General features: G+C 60.8%; 14 protein-coding genes and 1 pseudogene. 4 read left to right on the forward strand and 11 right to left on the reverse strand.

The genetic code is table 11. From position 1 onward, the window contains the following. Positions 1–74: 74 nt before the first annotated feature. On the reverse strand, positions 75–1,145 hold the full coding sequence (locus JQC81_RS00390; RefSeq protein WP_203269740.1) for a hypothetical protein: 1,071 nt from the start codon (positions 1,143–1,145) through the stop codon (positions 75–77). Between the two features lie 1,439 nt (positions 1,146–2,584). On the opposite strand from JQC81_RS00390, the gene trhA reads away from it, so the two are divergent. After that, complete coding sequence (trhA, locus tag JQC81_RS00395; RefSeq protein ID WP_376772352.1) at positions 2,585–3,229, forward strand: PAQR family membrane homeostasis protein TrhA; 645 nt, start codon at positions 2,585–2,587, stop codon at positions 3,227–3,229. A gap of 91 nt (positions 3,230–3,320) precedes the next feature. On the opposite strand, the gene mmsB is transcribed toward trhA, so the two are convergent. From mmsB to ytfQ, 8 genes are all read right to left on the reverse strand, one after another. Beyond that, positions 3,321–4,466, reverse strand: a complete 1,146-nt coding sequence (gene mmsB, locus JQC81_RS00400) for a multiple monosaccharide ABC transporter permease (protein ID WP_203269869.1) — start codon at positions 4,464–4,466, stop codon at positions 3,321–3,323. A 55-nt stretch (positions 4,467–4,521) separates the two neighbouring features. After that, complete coding sequence (gene mmsA / locus JQC81_RS00405) at positions 4,522–6,051, reverse strand: multiple monosaccharide ABC transporter ATP-binding protein (RefSeq protein WP_210347029.1); 1,530 nt, start codon at positions 6,049–6,051, stop codon at positions 4,522–4,524. 92 nt (positions 6,052–6,143) lie between these two features. After that, complete coding sequence (gene chvE, locus JQC81_RS00410) at positions 6,144–7,187, reverse strand: multiple monosaccharide ABC transporter substrate-binding protein (RefSeq protein WP_376772355.1); 1,044 nt, start codon at positions 7,185–7,187, stop codon at positions 6,144–6,146. Positions 7,188–7,457: 270 nt separating this feature from the next. After that, on the reverse strand, positions 7,458–8,234 hold the full coding sequence (locus JQC81_RS00415) for a FadR/GntR family transcriptional regulator (RefSeq protein WP_203269744.1): 777 nt from the start codon (positions 8,232–8,234) through the stop codon (positions 7,458–7,460). An 11-nt stretch (positions 8,235–8,245) separates the two neighbouring features. Further along, positions 8,246–9,211 carry a galactofuranose ABC transporter, permease protein YjfF gene (gene yjfF, locus JQC81_RS00420; protein ID WP_210347030.1) on the reverse strand — a complete coding sequence of 322 codons (966 nt, stop codon included), beginning with the start codon at positions 9,209–9,211 and terminating at the stop codon, positions 8,246–8,248. Next, positions 9,208–10,212 (reverse strand): galactofuranose ABC transporter, ATP-binding protein YtfT, encoded by a 1,005-nt coding sequence (gene ytfT, locus JQC81_RS00425; RefSeq protein ID WP_210347031.1) that lies wholly within the window; start codon positions 10,210–10,212, stop codon positions 9,208–9,210. The genes yjfF and ytfT overlap by 4 nt, the downstream gene beginning before the upstream one ends. Then, positions 10,213–11,721: a galactofuranose ABC transporter, ATP-binding protein YtfR gene (gene ytfR, locus JQC81_RS00430; RefSeq protein ID WP_203269745.1), complete on the reverse strand. Its 1,509-nt coding sequence runs from the start codon at positions 11,719–11,721 to the stop codon at positions 10,213–10,215. Between the two features lie 96 nt (positions 11,722–11,817). Beyond that, positions 11,818–12,780: a galactofuranose ABC transporter, galactofuranose-binding protein YtfQ gene (gene ytfQ / locus JQC81_RS00435; protein ID WP_203269746.1), complete on the reverse strand. Its 963-nt coding sequence runs from the start codon at positions 12,778–12,780 to the stop codon at positions 11,818–11,820. 160 nt (positions 12,781–12,940) lie between these two features. Here ytfQ and JQC81_RS00440 point away from each other — a divergent pair, with 160 nt between their 5' ends. From JQC81_RS00440 to JQC81_RS00450, 3 genes and pseudogenes are all read left to right on the forward strand, one after another. Then, positions 12,941–14,674, forward strand: coding sequence for an IlvD/Edd family dehydratase (locus JQC81_RS00440; protein ID WP_203269872.1), 1,734 nt, complete (start codon positions 12,941–12,943; stop codon positions 14,672–14,674). A gap of 17 nt (positions 14,675–14,691) precedes the next feature. Continuing rightward, the gene (locus JQC81_RS00445) at positions 14,692–15,645 is read left to right on the forward strand and encodes a dihydrodipicolinate synthase family protein (protein ID WP_246520100.1); all 954 of its coding nucleotides are present in this window, start codon (positions 14,692–14,694) and stop codon (positions 15,643–15,645) included. Positions 15,646–16,184: 539 nt separating this feature from the next. Then, a pseudogene (locus JQC81_RS00450) lies at positions 16,185–17,026 on the forward strand (aldehyde dehydrogenase family protein). 111 nt (positions 17,027–17,137) lie between these two features. On the opposite strand, the gene JQC81_RS00455 reads toward JQC81_RS00450, so the two are convergent. Together JQC81_RS00455 and JQC81_RS00460 are read right to left on the reverse strand one after the other, a co-directional pair. Continuing rightward, on the reverse strand, positions 17,138–18,100 hold the full coding sequence (locus JQC81_RS00455; RefSeq protein WP_203269874.1) for a catechol 2,3-dioxygenase: 963 nt from the start codon (positions 18,098–18,100) through the stop codon (positions 17,138–17,140). A 63-nt stretch (positions 18,101–18,163) separates the two neighbouring features. Further along, the gene (locus JQC81_RS00460) at positions 18,164–19,297 is read right to left on the reverse strand and encodes a 5-methyltetrahydropteroyltriglutamate--homocysteine S-methyltransferase (protein WP_203269747.1); all 1,134 of its coding nucleotides are present in this window, start codon (positions 19,295–19,297) and stop codon (positions 18,164–18,166) included. Positions 19,298–19,321 lie beyond the last annotated feature (24 nt).

The raw sequence follows: 19,321 nt of genomic DNA on the forward strand, positions 1-19,321 counted from the left end.
GACAATTGAAGTGAGAGGTATCCGGAGCATGGCTCCTCCTGATGGTTGAGATTCTCGCGATAGCGGACGGGAGTTCACCAGAGCCTGCTATCAGGAAGGAGATCATTCGGCAGGCTGATGGCGCCACGGTTTTGAGTGTCCTGGGCCAGCATGTGACGCGGCTGACTTACTCGTTGCGCGGGCTTTCCAACGGACCGCACACTTTGGTTTCTGGGCTCGTGCCGTGGCCTTGCCAGCCTCGACACGCCAGGCTCAGGTGCACGAACTGGAGCCGCCCCACTCTTATTGCCAGGTTTGGCCAGCGGCTTGATTTCGCCACTCGAGGTGGCTTGCCGAGGCTTGTCGGCTATCGCGTTCTCCCTCTTGTCCGGTCGAACTCTTCGATGCTGGGCTTGTCTTTTCTCGATCAATGGGACCGTATTCGCCAGTGCAGGCAGGGACAGATTAGAAGCCCGCTCCGTTGAATCATCTCCAGAGTCATTGAGAGAAGCTTCATCAACAGTTCCCTCGTCGTCTGGCCGCAGCTGGCTTACGGCTTCTGGCCTGTCGCTGTGCAGAGCAGTGGCAACAGCCAGCTGCTGCTGCACCGACTCCAACTGGGCAAGAGCAGAAGCGGCTCTCATCCTCTCGCTTTCTGCCATTGTTTTAGCCTTTAGGACCTGCGTGCTGAGGCTTGCCAGTTCCTTCTGTAGCGCGGCCACTTTCAACAATGCATCTTCCGCGCTTTTCGGTCTCTCAGTCTCCGCAATCGCAGGCCCGGCTTCTCGCCTTTCATGCGCCTCTGCGTCAGCGAGCTGCTCCCTGAGGATCAATATCTCCTCCTGCTTTTCCAGAAGGTTCGCCAGCTGCTCCTGAAGGGCAGCGATTTGCAACTGGCCAGCGGCGGCGCTGCTCCGTTCCCTCTCAAAAGCCGCCTGGAGGGTGAGAATCCGAACCTCATCACCTGCAGCAACTTCCATAGAGCTGTGCAATGCAAGCAAAGGCAGGTTTTGCCATCTTTCGGCTAGCGGAGAATATGTGTCAGGCAAAGCTCCACCGCTAGGATCGGCCACTTCGGGCAGATGACCTCCTCTTCCAAGCGGTCCGTCTGCGAAGCTTGGCAATAGATACGCCGCAATGCTCACTGCACCGAGCGCGCCAATCATCCCCCACCACTTTCTGCCTGAGGCGAATGGGAGGGACCTTCCTTTATGGACTGCTTCAGATCGCCAAAACATTTGTCGGGACATAAGCGGCCCTCTGTTTTCTAACCTTCATCGGGGCGATGGCTCACGTGAAAGGCGCACCGTCATACCGGCAAAGGATCTCTCGTTTCGACTACCTCGCCCGGTAACGATCTATTACTAGGCTTCATTGTGGCCCCGTCATGTATTCTCATTGGCAATTTGGAACGATGATACCTTTGAGGGTATCCAATGACCGAAAAGATCAGCCAGGATCACGCGCCCTCGTTCCCGACTTCAGAAGCATCCGGATCAGCCCTCGGCATGCCCTTCATTTACGAAGACCTGTCAACGTCCGGAGGAACTGGAGGAGGCATCCAGTGAGTTGCGTCCTCCACGTCGATGTAGTCACGCATATGGCTGTCGTAGAAGACGAACGCACCTTGAGGAAATTCAGGGCCTTGGTACCAGAATACATCGATGTAACGGACTCCGTTCTCCGTCCATACATCAAGCCTGGACCCATCCCGAGGCGCGGACTCCAACGGCCGCCACTCAGTCATTAGGTGGTCGCCAAAGAAACAGAGCTTCAGAAAATAAGCTTTGCATTATTCCATAAGAGCATCGTTTGCAGAGAAGGAAGCGCACAGGTGACCGGCGGATCAGAAAGCAATCGCCGAACCTTGATGCCGATGAGTGGCTGATGGGGCTCTCCGTATGCGTCCAGAGCGGAATACTTTCTTTTGCGCCGGCGATAAAGTTGCGTTGAGAACCTCGTTCAAGCTCTGAAGTTCCTCCTGCAGGAGGCTTAGGCGCATTAGCAGTTCGGCGTCCGACATCCGGGCGGCAGATGGATCGCCGCTCAAGGGATGCTGGTCGCCTGCGGCTTGGCGGATGCTCGCCAACGCAGTCTGGCCAATTCCCGGGACGGCCAACCAGCTTCTATCGCAGATCCGGCTGACCTCCTGAACAGTGGGCCTGCGCCCTTTGAACTCGTGCAGGATGGCAGACTTCACTCGGGACGGGACAGCCTCTAGTGGGAATAAGTCGTTCTCATGCATCGTAAATCCCCGCATTTCCCCAACACGCTCACTAGGTCAGAGTTCAATAGAGGCGAGGGCGCGACAGGATTGGGACTGATTTGAGATCAGGCGCGGCCATATACAGAAAAGATCAACTTTTCTCCCTATGCTCCAGCCCGGGAACCGCATGAACAGGTCGTGACACGAGAGAATTCTCCTCGTCATGCGATGCTGATCAAAAGCATCCTGCACTGGACTCGTCCCCTCTCAAGGGCATAGCCCACCTTGAACGGCACCAGAGCGAATCCAGATATCCGCAGGATATTGTCGCACTCACACCTCTTATTGTGCGTTCGTACGTTAGCTTTATGCAGCCAGCCCGATATGAAGGAAGCGGACTTGAAATGGAATTACGACAGGCGTGAGATCATCGCTGACGGCATCGTCCATGCAGTTGGAGTGATCGTAGGAATCGTCTCCATCATCGCCTTGCTCGTGCTGGCCGCCCCTACCGTCGGAGCATGGGAATTCACCTCCATCCTGGTCTATGGCACTGGCCTTCTGACGGTGCTCACCGTCTCGGCGCTCTACAACCTCTGGCCGGTCTCGCCGGTCAAATGGATGCTGCGGCGGTTCGACCATTCAGCCATCTACCTCCTGATCGCGGGCACCTACACGCCGTTCATCACCCAGATGAAGGCGGGTGCGGAGTCCCTGGTGCTGCTGGTCGGGGTGTGGCTCACATCCGCGGTGGGCATCGCCCTCAAACTCAGCTTCCCCGGACGGTTCGACCGTCTCTCGATCCTGCTCTACCTGCTCCTGAGCTGGAGCGGCGTCATGGCCTATGAGTCCGTCTTTGGCGCACTTCCCAGCTCCACCCTCTGGCTTCTTGTCATCGGGGGCGTTCTTTACACGGGCGGCGTGGTTTTCCACCTCTGGGAGAGCCTACGCTTTCAGAATGCGATCTGGCACACCTTCGTCCTGGTCGCGGCCGCCTGCCATTACGGTGCCGTGCTCGACTGCCTGGTGCTTGCACGGGCCTGACAGAGGGCACCTGAGGTTCAGGCGGCATGGGCCGCTGTGCACCCGAAGGCTGCGCCACAGCACAACTCGCTCAGCGCCACCCGCGACGAATTCATTTCTTCCTGTTGTAAACGTCCAAGGAGACAGCTGCCAGCAGCACAAGTCCCTTGATGACCTGCTGGTAGTCGATACCGATCCCTAAGATCGACATGCCATTGTTCATCACACCCATGATGAAGGCGCCGATGACGGCACCCGTCACCTTGCCGACACCCCCGGTGGCCGAGGCACCGCCGATGAACACGGCCGCGATCACGTCGAGTTCGAAGCCGAGACCGGCCTTCGGCGTGGCCGTATTGAGCCGCGCCGCGAATATCAGGCCGGCGAGGCCCGCCAGTACGCCCATGTTGACGAAGGTGAGAAAGGTCAGGCGCTCGGTTTTGATGCCCGAGAGCTTCGCTGCCTTCTCGTTGCCGCCCAGGGCATAGACCCGGCGGCCGATGGTGGTGCGGTTTGTCACGAAGGCATAGAGCGCGATCAGCACCGCCATGATGACAAGAACGTTCGGCAGGCCGCGGTAGGTTGCCATCAGGTAGCAGAACGCGATCACGAGCACGGCGAGCAGGCCATTCTTGAACAGGAAGAGACCGAAAGGTGCGGTCTCAACCGCATGCTTGAGTTGGTTCGCGCGGCTGCGGAAGCTGAAATAGATGATGGCTGCAACGCTCGCCATTCCTAGGAACAGAGCCGTGTAGTTGAACCCCTGCCCGCCGAAGACGTCAGGAATGAAGCCTGAGCTCAGGCGCTGGAACACCACCGGGAAAGGACCGACCGACATTCCGCCGAGGAGCGCCAGCGTCAGGCCCTTGAAGACGAGCATGCCGGCGAGCGTCACGATGAAGGACGGCACCTTGAAATAGGCCACCCAATAGCCTTGAGCCGCACCGATCAGGCCGCCGACGATCAGGCAGGCGATGGTGGTTGTCACCGGATCGAAGCCCCACCGGACCATCATCATGGCGGCCAGACCGCCAACGAATCCGACGATGGAGCCGACCGAGAGGTCGATGTGCCCGGCCACGATGACGAGCAGCATGCCGAGCGCCATGATGACGATATAGCTGTTCTGCAGCACGAGGTTAGTGAGGTTGAGGGGCCGCAGCAGGGTGCCGTTGGTCACCATCTGGAAGAACAGCATGATGGCCAGGAGCGACAACAGCATGCCATAGTCGCGGAAATGGCTCTTGATGAACTCCATCCACGAGGTCTTGGGCTGGGAAACGTGAAGCTCGTCAGCGGTTCTCGTGTCCATCTCAGCGCCTCCCGGACTTGACGATAGCGTGCATGATTTTCTCCTGGGACGCTTCGGCGATGTCGAACTCGGCGATCAGAGATCCCTCGTTCATCACATAGATCCTGTCGCACATGCCCAGCAACTCCGGCATCTCAGAGGATATCATGAGAACACCCTTGCCGGCATCGGCCAGCCTGTTGATGATGGTATAGATTTCGTACTTCGCGCCGACATCAATGCCCCGGGTCGGCTCGTCGAGGATAAGAATCTCAGGGTCGGAGAACAGCCATTTGCTCAATACGACCTTCTGCTGGTTGCCGCCCGACAGATTAACCGCCTCCTGGAAGACGCTGGGGCTGCGGATACGCATCCTGGCGCGGTAATCGTTGGCAACCGCCAGCTCCTGCATATCGTCGATGACAAAGCTCTTGGAGACTCCCTCAAGATTGGCGAGGGTCACGTTCTTACGAATATCCTCGGCCAAAACCAGGCCATACGTCTTGCGATCCTCGGTCGCGTAGGCGATCCGGTTCGACACCGCCTTCTCCACCGTGCTCACGTCGATCTCATGCCCGTGGAGCGTCACGCGGCCGGAAATATTCTGGCCATAACTGCGCCCGAACAGGCTCATGGCGAACTCGGTCCGCCCTGCTCCCATCAACCCGGCGATGCCGACGATCTCGCCGCGGCGGATGTTCAGGCTGACGTCCTTGACCACCTGCACGTGAGTATGGATCGGATGGTAGGCGGACCAGTTCTCCACTTGGAAAATGGTCTCGCCGATCTTCGGATCGCGCTTGGGATAGCGGTCCTCCATGGTCCGGCCCACCATGCCGCGGATGATGCGATCCTCACTGACGGCTTCTATCCGGCAGTCCAGCGTCTCGACCGTGCCGCCGTCCCGGAGAACCGTGATGGCATCTGCAACTTTCGAGATCTCATTGAGCTTGTGCGAGATCAGGATTGAGGAAATGCCCTGAGCCTTGAACTGGAGCAGCAGGTTCAGGAGTGCGTCGCTATCCTTTTCATTCAGGCTGGCGGTCGGCTCATCGAGAATGAGAAGCTTCACCTTCTTCGAGAGCGCCTTGGCAATCTCCACGAGCTGCTGCTTGCCGACGCCCAAATTAGTTACGAGCGTTTCGGGGGATTCATTGAGCCCGACGACCTTGAGCAGTTCCTTGGTACGGGAAAATGCCAGCGACCAGTCGATGACGCCGTATTTCGCCTGTTCGTTGCCGAGAAAGATGTTTTCGGCAATCGACAGGAGCGGCACCAGCGCCAGCTCCTGATGAATGATGATGATGCCGAGCGCCTCGCTGTCGGCGATGCCCTTGAAGCGCCGCTCCGCTCCTTCGTAGATGATGGAGCCGGAATAGGAACCGTGCGGATAGACGCCGCTCAGAACCTTCATCAGCGTGGACTTGCCGGCACCATTCTCGCCCACCAGCGCATGGATCTCACCGGCCTTGACGGTGATGTTGACGTTGTCGAGCGCTTTCACGCCCGGAAACGTCTTGCTGATCCCTCGCATCTCAAGGATTGCGTTCATCACATGACCTCAAGCCGCACCGGACGGGCAACCTCACTTGAAACGAACAAGGACCCCACGCGCATGCGCGGGGCCCGATCGCATTGAGCCGGTTACTTGAACTCGGTTTCCTTGTAGTAGCCGCTGCCGACCAGAACTTCCTTCCAGTTCGATGCATCGACATTGACCGGCTTCAACAGGTAGGACGGGACCGTCTTCACGCCGTTCTCGTAGGTCTTCGTGTCGTTGACTTCGGGCTGCTTGCCCGACAGAACCGCGTCGACCATATTAGCGGCGACCTTGGCAAGTTCGCGGGTATCCTTGAACACCGTCTGGGTCTGCTCCTTCGCCAGGATCGACTTCACGGACGGGACTTCCGCATCCTGTCCGGTGATCACCGGCATCGGCTGCTGGGCCGTGCCATACCCCACGCCCTTGAGCGAGGAGATGATACCGATGCTCAGGCCGTCATAAGGCGAGAGAACCGCGTCGACACGCTTGTCGGTGTAGAAGGCGCTGAGCAGATTATCCATGCGGGCCTGGGCGACGGCGCCGTCCCAGCGCAGGGTCGAGACCTTGTCCATGCCCATCTGGCCGCTCTGAACCTTAAGCTTGCCGCTCTTGATGTAAGGGTCGAGAACGGACATGGCGCCGTTATAGAAGAAGTAGGCGTTGTTGTCGTCCGGCGAACCGCCGAACAGCTCGACGTTGAACGGTCCCTTGCCCTCCTTCAGGCCGAGTGCCTTTTCGATATAGCCGCCCTGCAGCACGCCGACCTGGAAGTTGTCGAAGGTGGCGTAGTAGTCGACATTTTTGGAGTTGCGGATCAGGCGGTCATAGGCAATGACCTTGATCCCCTTATCGGCAGCTTGCTGCAGCGCGTCGGACAGGGTCGTGCCATCGATGGCTGCGATCACGAGGACCTTGGAGCCCTTGGTGATCATGTTCTCGACTTGGGAGAGCTGATTTGGAATATCGTCGTCTGCATATTGCAGGTCGACGTTGTAGCCCTTCTCCTTCAGCACTTTGACCATGTTGTTACCGTCATCGATCCAGCGTGCGGACGACTTCGTGGGCATGGCCACGCCAACGGTACCCTTGTCCTGCGCCTGTGCGGCGCCAAAGAGGCCGAAGGCTCCAAGCGCCACAGCGGCCATTGTTGTCGTAAACGTCTTCAAGGTCGTTCTCCCTTTTGTTCATGCTCCAGGCTATGGTCACTCTGCCTGACGCAATTCGACACCCTTCGCTCAAGAACTTTCGTCAGCTTATGGCCGCGGCGGAGCCGACCGGCTGGCTGATCTTGTTGTCGGGGCAGTCATCGCTTCGCGAAACCCTGCCTACTCATTGCCTGATCGGTGTGCTCCATTCGATCAGGAGTAAATCATACCCTAACGGCACCGCACGCACCGAGAATCTCTCCTCACGGCTCAATCAGCCCCTGAGAAAGCGTGGATCTGGATCTTGGCCAATGAACTCTCGGCATGCTTGATCTGGACCCTCTCCGCCGCCTGCAAGATCAGCGCGGCTATGGCATCGCTTGCGGCGGACGGATATCGTTGCTCGATGGCGTCGAACACCGCCTGATGCTGGCGCATCACCTCCTTGAAGCGGTCATCGCTGGAGACCGGGGAACTGATGGTGAATGATGTTGCCAGCGCTGCTCCGATGACGGAGCCGATCGATTGCAGGAAGGGATTGCCGGAAGCCTCCAAGATGGCCTGGTGAAAGGCCAGATCGGCCTTCGTGAATCCCTGCCGGTTGCTCTCGCAGCCATACATGCCCTGAAGCGCCTTGTGCATGGCCTTGAGCTGCTCGGGCGTCCGCCGCAAGGCCGCCGTCGCGCAGGCGAGCGGCTCAAGCGTCTGGCGGATCTCGAACAGCCATCCCAGGAAGCGGGCGTCGACACCCATCTCCAGATGCCATTCGAGGATGTCGGCATCGAACATATTCCAGTTGTTGCGATCAAGAACCTTGGTGCCGACCTTCGTCTTGGACTCGATCAGCCCCTTAGCCGCCAGGGTCTTCAGGGCCTCCCGGAGCGCCGTGCGCGAAACCCCGAAAAGCTCCATGAGCTCTCCATCGCCCGGCAGGATGCTTCCGACAGGGAAGTGTCCCTGCATGATGTTCTGGCCGATCCCGTGGGTCACGAGGTCATGGGCCGATCGCGCTCTTGGGGGCCTCTGGATACCGTTCACCAACGCCATTGTCCTGTCTCTCACGCTGACCGGGACCGAACAGATGCCGCCGACAATCCCCGTTGCAAGACGATGAATGCGAACAGAAGAGCACCAATGGCGATTTTGGTCCACCAGGAACTCAGGGTTCCCTCGAAGGTAATATAAGTCTGGATCAACCCCTGGATCAGAACGCCGACAAACGTGCCGATGATCGTTCCGTAGCCCCCCGTCAGCAGCGTGCCGCCGATGACCACTGCCGCGATGGTATCGAGTTCCACTCCGGTCGCGGCCAGGGAGTAGCCTGCGGATGTATAGAAGGAAAAGACAATTCCTGCCAGGGCCGCGAGAAGGCTCGACAGCATGTAGATCCGAACTGTCGTCTTTCCCACGGGAACGCCCATCAATTCGGCCGATGTCCTGTTGCCGCCAAGAGCATAGACGTTGGCTCCAAAGCGCGTGAAATGGGCGAGAACAATTCCGGCCGCGAAGGTCACCAGCATGACGATGGCAATGAAGGTCAACCTGCCCCCGCCCGGGAGAGCGAAGGCAATGTCGGTAATCTGGCCATAGGCCGGAGCATTGATCGGGATCGAATCCGTGGTGAGCACGAAGCAGAGACCACGCGCTAGGAACATGCCCGCCAAAGTCACGATGAAGGCCGGGATCTGGAAGGCGTGGATCAGGAAGCCCATGCCGGCTCCAAACAGGGCAGCCAGACCCAAGATGAGCACGAAGGCCAGGTATGGATTGACGCCGTATCGCTCGATTGTGACCGCCAGGAATACGCCCGTGAAGGCGATCACCGAGCCGACCGACAGATCGATGCCGCCAGACAGGATCACGAAGGTCATGCCAACGGCCACGATGCCAAGAAAAGCATTGTCGGTGAGAAGATTGCCGATCACCCGCGTCGAGGCGAAGCTCGGAAACTGAGCGAGGCAGATCAGGTAGCCGACGATGAAGACGGCCAGTGTGATGAGAACCGGAATGTGCCGCCGGATCATGCCTTTACCCTCCAGATCGAACGGATGGCCGACAGAACGGGAGACTGGGCCAGGAGCACCGCAAGCACGACGAGGGCCTTCACGATGAGGTTGTATTCGGGAGGGTAGCCGCTCAGCAGGATGCCGGTGTTCATGGCCTGAATGATGAGTGCACCGACGACCGAAAGACCAAGGCTGAAGCGCCCACCGAACAGGGACGTGCCGCCGATGACCACGGCGAGAATAGCGTCGAGTTCGAGCCACAAGCCTGCATTGTTGGCATCCGCCCCGCGGATATCGGCGGTGACGATCAAGCCAGCAATGGCCGCACAGAGGCTGCACCACATGTAGACTGCAATGGTGACGGCCTTGGTGCCGATCCCCGCATAGGCGCTGGACCGGATATTGGCACCGATGGACTCGATGAAGAGCCCGAGCGCCGTATACCGGACCACGAGATGAGTGATGAGGAGCATCACGAGGGCGATGACCACCGGCATCGGCAGCATCAGGAAGGATCCTCCACCGATCAAAGCGAAACCTTCGCTCACGAACGTGATGATCTGGCCTTCCGTGACGAGCTGCGCAAAGCCGCGCCCGGCCACCATCAGGATCAGGGTCGCCACGAAGGGCTGGATTTCCAGAACGGCGACGAGGATGCCATTCCACAGCCCGCAGAGCAGTCCGACACCGGCAGCCGCCATCAGTGCGACAGGAAGTGGGTAACCCTGCGCCGTCAGAGTCGCGGCCACAGCGCCGGCAATCGCCATGACGGCCCCGACGGAGAGATCGATGCCTCGGGTGGCGATGACGAGCGTCATGCCCAGCGCCAGAATAGCGACAGGCGCGCCCCTGTTCAGGACGTCGATGAGGCTGCCAAACAGACGGCCGTCCTGCAGGCGCAGGGCGAAGAAGTCGCGGAAGACGAGCCAGTTGACGATTAGGACGATCAGGAGCGCTGCAACCTGAGGCAGCCCCTTGGGGAAGGTGCGTGGAGCAATGGCCTGGATCATGCCGCTCATTCAATGGCTCGCGATGGTTGTCATGATGGTGTCGGCACTCACCTCGTCGCCTGAGAGCTCGCGCACATGCCTGCGATCGCGCAGCACAACCACGCGGTCGCTGTAGGAGGCAATCTCTTCGAGTTCCGAGGAGATCACGAGGAGCGCAAGCCCATCCTCGCACAACCGCTCGATCAGGCGGATGATCTCGGCATGGGCGCCCACATCGATGCCGCGCGTCGGCTCGTCGAGGATGAGGAAGCGGGGCTCGGTGGCAAGCCAGCGGGCCAGCAGCGCCTTCTGCTGGTTACCGCCGGAGAGAAGGCCGATCGGCTTTTCCGCATCCGGGGTTCGGATGTCGAGGAGCTTGATGAAACGGCTCGCGATCTCGTCCTGCTTGGCGCGCGGGATCTTGTGCAGCCAGCCGCGCTGCGCCTGCAGTGCCAGAATGATGTTCTCGCGGATCGAGAGCTCTGCGACGATGCCTTCCGTCTTGCGATCCTCAGGCGTGAAGCCGAAGCACAGCCGTGCCGCATCGCGCGGGGTCGCGAGGCGGACAGGCTGACCGTCGACGAAGGCTTGTCCGCTGTCCGCCCGTTCGACGCCGAAGATCAGCTTGGCGGTCTCCGTTCGCCCGGAGCCGAGGAGACCGGCTAGCCCCACCACCTCGCCGGGGCGCAGAGCCAGATCGAACGGCTCGATCATGCGCCTCTTGCCGTAATTCTGGAAGGCAACGAGCGGCTCTCCCGTCACGGCAGGACGCTGGTTGCGATGGAGAGCTTCTGCGGCGAGTTCACGCCCCAGCATCATGGACACGAGTTCGATCCGCGGCAGTTCGGCTATAGGGCGGGAGCCCACAAGGCGCCCGTTGCGCAGCACGGTGATGCGGTCGCAGACGGCATAGACCTGATCGAGAAAATGGGTGACGAACACAATCCCGATGCCGCGGCTCTTCAGGCCCTTCAGGATCCCGAAGAGCGTCTCGACTTCCTGGGCATCGAGACTTGCCGTCGGCTCGTCCAGGATCAGGACCTTGGCCGAGAGATCGACAGCGCGTGCAATCGCAACGATCTGCTGAATGGCGACGGAGTAGCTGCTCAACGGATTGGCGACATCGATGTCGAGGCCATAGCCTGCGAGCAGCTCGGAGGCGCGGCGGCGCATCTCGCCGGTGCGCACGAGACCGAAGCGATGCGGCTGACGACCGATGAACAGGTTCTCCGCCACGGAGAGGTTCGGCAGGAGGTTGACCTCCTGATAGACCGTGCCGATCCCTAAGGAGAGCGCATCGGCGGTGTCTCGAGCCGTGACCTCCTGCCCCTCGAGGCGGATGATGCCGGCATCGCGCCGCAACACGCCCGTCAGCGCCTTGATCAAGGTCGACTTGCCCGCGCCGTTCTCTCCAAGCAGGCCATGGATCTCTCCGGCATGGAGGGTGAAATCCACATGGTCGAGTGCCTGCACACCCGGAAAACCCTTGGTGAGGCCTCTTATCTCAAGGAGTTGAGGCTGCTCTGTGCTTGGCTGCATCACGTCCTCGCCCGCCCATGCGCAACCGCCGAAGCCCGGCGGGTTCAACCCGGCAGCAGGCGGAAGCCGCCTGCTGCCATTCAGGCTTTTACGATCTTAGTAGAGATCCTTGCGCCTCTCGTATTCGGCCTTCGCCGTCTCGGGCGTATAGACCTTGGACTCCGTCTGGATCCACTTCGGCGGCTGCTTGCCGTCCTTCTTGAAGGCCATCAGGGCGTCGAAAGCCGGACCTGCCATGTTGGGTGTCAGCTCGACGGTCACGTTGGCCTCACCGTCCGCCATGGCCTTGAAGATATCCGGCACCGCGTCGATGGAGACGATCTTGATGTCCTTGCCGGGCTTCAGGCCCGCTTCCTTGATAGCCTGGATGGCACCGATCGCCATGTCATCGTTATGTGCATAGACGGCGCAGATGTTCTTGCCACCGCCTTCGGCCTTGATGAAGCTCTCCATGACTTCCTTCCCCTTGGTGCGGGTGAAGTCGCCGGACTGGGTGCGGATGATCTTCATGCCGGGATTGGCGGCGACGACCTGATCAAATCCCTTCTTGCGGTTGATCGCTGGGCTCGACCCGACCGTGCCCTGCAGTTCCACCACGTTGCATTTGCCGCCCGTCTCCTTGGCCAGCCATTCACCTGCAACCTTGCCCTCATACACGGTGTCTGATGTCACGGCCGTGAGGTAGAGCGAATCGTCTTTCGTCTCGATGGAACGGTCGAGCAGGACCACAGGGATCTTGGCATCCTTGGCCTCTTTGAGAACGGCATCCCAGCCTGTCGACACGACCGGCGCGATGAAGATTCCGTCAACGCCCTGCGCGATGAAGGACCGAACGGCGCGGATCTGGTTTTCCTGCTTCTGCTGCGCATCGGAGATCTTGAGGTCAACACCGCGCTTGTCAGCTTCGATCTTGGAAACCTTCGTCTCGGCAGCCCGCCAGCCGGATTCCGACCCGACCTGCGAGAACCCGATGGTCATTTTGGACTGGGCGTAAGCGGCACCCCCGGACAGCATCAGTGCAGCCATGCCGATTGTCGTCAGAAGATGACGAGCCTTCATGCGTTCTCTCCCTCAATTTGTCGTTGCTCTTCGACTTTAGCAGCCTTAACAGCTGCCTATTAGTAGTATTATATGAATTGAAGAGAGCGCCTATTCAACCAAAGTCGTGGGGTCACAGCTCCGCTCGGGTGGGCGCGATAGAGTGTCAGAGGCGAGCATGATGAGCGACGACAAGAAACGCGAACTCCGCAGCCAGGCGTGGTTCGGGCGCCAGGACAAGATGGGGTTCTATTACCGCTCCTTTCTCAAGAACAGTGGCTTCCCCCAGGACCAGTTCGACGGCCGCCCCGTCATCGGCATCTGCAACACTTGGTCGGAGCTCACCCCCTGCAACGCCCATTTTCGCACCATTGCCGAGCATGTGAAGTATGGTGTGCTCGATGCCGGCGGCTTCCCGCTCGAGTTCCCGGTTTCCTCGCTCGGCGAGGTGACCATGCGCCCCACCGCCATGCTGTTCCGCAACCTCGCTGCCATGGATGTAGAGGAGGCGATCCGTGCCCACCCGCTCGATGGCGTCGTTCTCCTCATGGGCTGTGACAAGACCACCCCTGCCCTGCTCATGGGCGCGGCCTCTGCGGACCTGCCTACCGTCGGCGTCTCGGGTGGGCCGCAGTTGCGCGGAGTCTATCGCGGTAAATACATTGGATCCGGCACCAACATCATCTCCATGAGCGAGCAACTGCGCGCCGGTGAGGTCACCCTGGATGAGTTCCATGAGGCGGAGGGCGGCATGAACCGCTCGGCCGGCCACTGTATGACCATGGGCACCGGCTCCACCATGGCCTCCATGGTCGAGGCGCTCGGCGTCGGCCTGCCGGGGAATGCCGCCATCCCGGCAAGCGATGCGCGCCGCAATCAGCTTGCCCGCATGGCAGGCCGGCGCATCGTCGAGATGGTGCACGAAGACCTCATCCTCTCGAAGGTCATGACCCGCGAGGCTTTCGAGAATGCCATCCGTACGCTGGCGGCGATCGGCGGCTCCACCAACGCTGTGGTGCATCTGCTGGCAATCGCCGGCCGCTGCGGCGTCGACCTCACGCTGGACGACTTCGACCGGCTCGGACGGGACATCCATTGCCTTGTGGACCTCATGCCCTCCGGCCGTTTCCTGATGGAGGATTTCTACTATGCAGGCGGTCTGCCGGTGGTTCTGCGCACGCTGGGCGAGCGCGGCCTGCTGCACAGGGATGCGCTCACCATCAACGGCAAGACGATCTGGGACAACGTCAAGGATGCGCCGTGCTGGAACCGGGAGGTGATCACATCCTTCGAGGAGCCGTTCAAGCCGGAAGCCGGCATTGCGATCCTCAAGGGCAATCTGGCGCCGAACGGCGCCGTCATCAAGCCGTCCGCCGCTTCGCCCGAACTGATGCAGCACACCGGCCGCGCGGTCGTGTTCGAGACGATCGAGGATCTGCATCACCGCATCGACGACGAGGATCTCGACATCGACGAGACCTGCATCATGGTGCTCAAGAACTGCGGCCCGAAGGGGTATCCGGGCATGGCCGAGGTCGGCAACATGCCCCTGCCGCAGAAGCTGCTCAGGCAGGGCATCCGCGACATGATCCGCATCTCGGATGCCCGCATGTCGGGCACGGCCTATGGCACCGTGGTGCTGCACGTGGCGCCGGAAGCGGCCGCCGGCGGACCGCTGGCGCTGGTACAGAATGGCGACCTGATCACCCTTGATGTGCAGGCCCGCAGCCTGCATCTTCACGTGGAGGCACAGGAGATGGAGCGCAGGCGCGCTGCCTGGGTGCCGCCGGCGCCGCATGCCACACGCGGGTGGGCCAAGCTCTATGTCGATCATGTCCTGCAGGCCGATAAAGGGGTCGACCTCGACTTCTTGGTGGGCCGCACCGGCTCGCCTGTTCCCCGCGACAACCATTAGAAGACGACACCACCATCATGAAGGAAGAGATCATGCTCGCAGCCGGCCGCAGTTCCACCCGCCCCTATCGTGGCGTGTTTCCGGTGGCGCCGACCATCTTCGACGACAGCGGCCGTCTTGATTTGGAAGGTCAGAAGCGCGCCGTCGATTTCATGATCGATGCGGGCTCCGACGGCCTCTGCATCCTGGCGAACTTCTCCGAGCAATTCCTGCTGCGCGACGAGGAGCGCGAAGCCGTGATGACGACGGTGCTCGATCACGTCGCAGGCCGTGTTCCGGTGATCGTGACCACCAGCCACTTCTCGACCGAGATCTGCGCCGAACGCAGCCGGCGCGCGCAAGAAGCCGGGGCCGCCATGGTGATGATCATGCCGCCCTTCTTCGGCGCGACCCTGCGGGTGTCGGAGCCTGGCATCTACGAGTTCTTCCGCCGGGTCTCGGACGCGATCAGCATCCCGATTATGATCCAGGATGCACCGATGGCCGGCACGTTCCTGTCGGCGCCGTTCCTCGCGCGCATGGCGCAGGAGATCGCCAACGTGTCCTACTTCAAGATCGAGGTGGCAGGCACCGCCGGGAAACTGCGCGACCTGATTGCGCTCGGGGGCGACGCCATCGAGGGGCCCTGGGACGGCGAGGAAGCCATCACGCTGATGGCCGACCTCGATGCGGGCGCCACAGGTGCGATGACGGGCGGCGCCTATCCGGACGGCATCCGCCAGATCATCGACCCGTACTTTGCCGGTGACCGCGAGGCGGCGGCAGCAGCGTACGAGCGTTGGCTGCCGCTGATCAACTACGAGAACCGGCAATGCGGGCTCTCGGCCGCCAAGGCGCTCATGAAGGAGGGCGGCGTGATCGGCTCGGAGGCCGTGCGCCATCCGCTGCAGCCCCTGCACCCGGAAACGCGCAAAGGCCTAATCGAAATCGCTCGGCGCTTGGATCCTCTCGTCCTGAAATGGGGACGATAGGAAGTGCCAGGAGCCCAGCCGCCGCAAGAGTTCATGCTATGCGGCGGCTGCGGCGTTTATGGTTCGAAGCTTCTCATAACATGGCCCTAGGCCTCACGCCTCGAGGGATGTTCCTGTATTGAGGCTTAGCTGGCTTCGGAAAGCTCCCAACCCGAAGCATCGTTGTAAGCACAAGCTCAGCTCTGTCAGTTTTGCTGCGGACGGCAGGCTTACTGACGGCCGCGTCCTGCTGGCCGGCCGCACTCCCCCAGTTGGGGTTGAGGGCACCAGCTTCTCCGAGCATCACCCCATCGGGCTATGGTCACAACCTGTGATCACTCACGCGAGGCTATCAGCCTCTTCAGGTTACAAAATCCACTATAGGAGATTTTCTCTCTTCTCAGCTGATTTCTACCATGGTAGAAATAGCAACGTAATAATGAATTACAAGCCGATGGGGCTTAGTTCGGCATCATGTCGAAAACATCCCACCGTCGCCTGAACGGGAGAGTGTCATGGGATCCTCAATCGTCGGAACATCGCCGCTCCAGGACTTCCGAATGTTGATCGGGGGAGAGTGGTGCGGCTCCTCGTCAGGAAGCTGGTTCGAAACGAAGGATCCCTACAGCGGCAAACCATGGGCCCGCCTCCCGCGCGGCAATGCCAGCGATGTCGATCGCGCTGTCCAGGCCGCCCATGCTGCGTTCACGTCTGGCCCATGGTCCAGGATGCTCGCCCGCGATCGCGGGATGCTCCTGTACCGTCTTGCCGACCTTATTGAGAAGAATGCCGAGCGTCTGGCCGAACTCGAGGTGCGGGACAACGGCAAGCTCATGGTCGAGATGCTTGGGCAGATGCGCTACATTCCGCCCTGGTTCAGTATTATGGCGGGCTTGCGGACAAGATCGAAGGCGCGGTGACGCCGATCGATAAAGGGGACATGCTCCACTACATCCGCTACGAGCCGGTAGGCGTCGTCGGAGCGATCACGCCGTGGAACTCGCCGCTGCTCCTGACTGTGTGGAAGCTCGCACCCGCGCTTGCGGCCGGCAACACTGTCGTGATCAAGCCGTCTGAGCACGCTTCCGTTTCGATGCTCGCCTTCCTTGAGCTGTTCGAACAGGCTGGCTTCCCACCTGGCGTGGTCAATGTGGTCACCGGCTTCGGTCATGAGGCAGGCGCCGCTCTTGCAGAACATCCGCTGGTGGATCGGATTGCGTTCACGGGCTCCGACGTCGGAGGGCGCGGCACACTCTGCCCGGTCACCAGTCGACAGGTCTGCTCTCCCCCTACCCCGTTCCGACCCGCAAGCTCGTCTTCTCGCCCAACGGACCGCTTGTGGTCAAAATCGCCGATGAAACATTCTGGATGGAGGCCGGTGATGCGCTGCGTTTCGATGTGACATCGAGCTATAGCTTCTCCAATCCGGAGGCGACGCCTGTCAGCTACTACCTGCTCATGTCCCGGGATAGAGGCGCCGTGATATCGACTTCCTAGGAAAGCAGGATAGGGTTCAGTCCAGGTCCTCAACCGGCGGCGTTCCATAAGTGTGGAACGACTCCACCGTCTTCATGCCCCACGCCTGTCCCTTTTTGCGCTCCTCCTCGGTCCAGACGATCGGCTTCCAGTCCGGTGCGATGATGAGGCGGGCGCCGGCATTGCAGACTTCGACCCGGTTGCCGCCCGGCTCGTAGACGTAGAGGAAGAAAGTCTGCTGGACCGCATGCTTGTGCGGGCCGGATTCGATCGGCACGCCTGCTTCGAGGAAGATGTCGGCGGCTCGGAGAACTTCCTCGCGGCTGTCGAGGGCATAGGTCAGGTGGTGGAAGCGCCCCTTGGCGCCCGTGTGGTCGCGGGTGAAGGCGAAGTCGTAGCTCTTGTTGGTGAGCGTCATCCACATGCCGGCCTCAACACCGTCGTTCTGAACGATCTGCTCGGTGAGCCGGCAGCCGAGATACTGCTCGAAGAAGATGCGGTTCGCGCGTATGTCCGACGCCAGGCAATTCAGGTGGTCGAGACGCCGCACGCTGACGCCGCGGGCCGGGAAGCGTTGTGCCTGGTTCTTCAGGGCGGGTTTCAATTGCGGTGGAGCCACATACCATTCAGTCTCGTAATACAGCTCGATCATGTGGCCGTCGGGGTCGCGGCACAGGAAGGCCGGTCCGTGCCCCAGGTCGCCGTCGGTCCAGCCGATGTCGTAGCCGGATCCCTGGAGCGCCGCGACACGCCGCTCCAGGGCTTGCCGGCTCCTAGCCCGGAAAGCCATATGGCCCATGCCAGGCTTCTTGGAAGCAGTCAGCTTGAGCGAGTGCCGCTCGTAATCATCCCAGCCGCGAAGATAGACGGAATTGCCCTGCCGGCCACTTTCGGTCATGCCGAGAACGTCGACGAAGAAGCGCAGGCTCTCGTCCGGCTTCGGCGTCATCAGCTCCAGATGACCCAGATGCGCGAGGTCGAGCACGGCTTCGTCTTGCATCATCATGTCTTTCGCCTTGTGGAGCGCGAGCCCGGAGCGGCTGCATCGGGCTCGCGATTGCAATTAGGCCGCTTTCTTGGCGCCGGAGCCGGGGCTGCCCCAGACTTCCTCGGCGATCTCGACAATCATGCGCAGCTTGGCCCACTGCTCCTCCTCGGCCAGCGTGTTGCCCTCCTCGGTGGAGGCGAAGCCGCATTGCGGCGACAGGCAGAGCTGATCGAGATCGACATATTTGGTGGCCTCGTCGATGCGGCGCTTGATGTCATCCTTCTGCTCGAGCACGCCGGTCTTGGAGGTCACGAGTCCGAGAACAACGGACTTGCCCTTCGGCAGGAAGCGCAGCGGCTCGAAGCCGCCGGCGCGGTCCGTGTCCCATTCCATGAAGTAGCCGTCGACCGGCATGCGGTTGAACAGCACCTCGGCCACGGGCTCATAGCCGCCGGAGGCGATAAAGGTGGAGCGGAAGTTGCCGCGGCACAGGTGCATGGTGATGGCCAAGTCGTCTGGCTTGTCCTTAAGCGCCTCGCGCACCATGCCGGCATAGATCTCAGGCTGCTTCTCGGGATCGTCCCCGCGCTGGCGCAGCATCTCGCGTTGGTCTGGGTCGCACAGATAGGCAAACGAGATGTCGTCGAGCTGAAGATAGCGGCAGCCCGCATCGTAGAAGGCATGCACCGCCTTGTTGTAGGCGCCTCCCACATGGGCATAGAAGTCGTCCATGTTCGGATAGACGCCCATGTTCATCATCTTCCGCCCGCCGCGATAGTGCAACATGCTCGGACCGGGGATCGTCATCTTGGCCACCCGATCCGTGTTGTCCTTCACGAAGCGGAAGTGGTCGATCATCGGGTGCCGGCCCGAGAAGCCGACCTTGCCGGTCACGCGCAGGGCCTTGGCGATGCCGACGCCGCCCTTGAAGTTCATGCCGGAATCGGCCTCCACCGAGGTGACACCGTCGAGATGCTCCAGGAAGTCGAAGTGCCAGTATGCGCGGCGGAACTCGCCGTCGGTCACGGCTTGCAGGCCGATCTCCTCCTGGCGCTTGATGAGGGCGCGGATCTCACGATCCTCGACCTCCTTCAGCGCCTCGTCGGAGAGCTGTCCCTCATGATGCTTGTGACGGGCCTCCTTGAGCGCTGCCGTGCGCAGAAGGCTGCCGACCATGTCGGCGCGGAAAGGTGGCTTGGTACGTTGCATGGATCGACACTCCGGTTCTTCAGG

Origin of the sequence: Microvirga arabica (genome assembly GCF_016811235.1) — a bacterium.
Lineage (GTDB): Bacteria > Pseudomonadota > Alphaproteobacteria > Rhizobiales > Beijerinckiaceae > Microvirga > Microvirga arabica.

Bases quoted from the DNA above. Each gene is read 5' to 3' on its own strand.
- JQC81_RS00390 (WP_203269740.1), bottom strand. From the start codon at position 1,145: ATGATTGGCGCGCTCGGTGCAGTGAGCATTGCGGCGTATCTATTGCCA.
- mmsB (WP_203269869.1), bottom strand. From the start codon at position 4,466: ATGGAGTTCATCAAGAGCCATTTCCGCGACTATGGCATGCTGTTGTCG.
- mmsA (WP_210347029.1), bottom strand. From the start codon at position 6,051: ATGAACGCAATCCTTGAGATGCGAGGGATCAGCAAGACGTTTCCGGGC.
- chvE (WP_376772355.1), bottom strand. From the start codon at position 7,187: ATGGCCGCTGTGGCGCTTGGAGCCTTCGGCCTCTTTGGCGCCGCACAG.
- JQC81_RS00415 (WP_203269744.1), bottom strand. From the start codon at position 8,234: ATGGCGTTGGTGAACGGTATCCAGAGGCCCCCAAGAGCGCGATCGGCC.
- yjfF (WP_210347030.1), bottom strand. From the start codon at position 9,211: ATGATCCGGCGGCACATTCCGGTTCTCATCACACTGGCCGTCTTCATC.
- ytfT (WP_210347031.1), bottom strand. From the start codon at position 10,212: ATGAGCGGCATGATCCAGGCCATTGCTCCACGCACCTTCCCCAAGGGG.
- ytfR (WP_203269745.1), bottom strand. From the start codon at position 11,721: ATGCAGCCAAGCACAGAGCAGCCTCAACTCCTTGAGATAAGAGGCCTC.
- ytfQ (WP_203269746.1), bottom strand. From the start codon at position 12,780: ATGAAGGCTCGTCATCTTCTGACGACAATCGGCATGGCTGCACTGATG.
- JQC81_RS00440 (WP_203269872.1), top strand. From the start codon at position 12,941: ATGAGCGACGACAAGAAACGCGAACTCCGCAGCCAGGCGTGGTTCGGG.
- JQC81_RS00445 (WP_246520100.1), top strand. From the start codon at position 14,692: ATGAAGGAAGAGATCATGCTCGCAGCCGGCCGCAGTTCCACCCGCCCC.
- JQC81_RS00455 (WP_203269874.1), bottom strand. From the start codon at position 18,100: ATGCAAGACGAAGCCGTGCTCGACCTCGCGCATCTGGGTCATCTGGAG.
- JQC81_RS00460 (WP_203269747.1), bottom strand. From the start codon at position 19,297: ATGCAACGTACCAAGCCACCTTTCCGCGCCGACATGGTCGGCAGCCTT.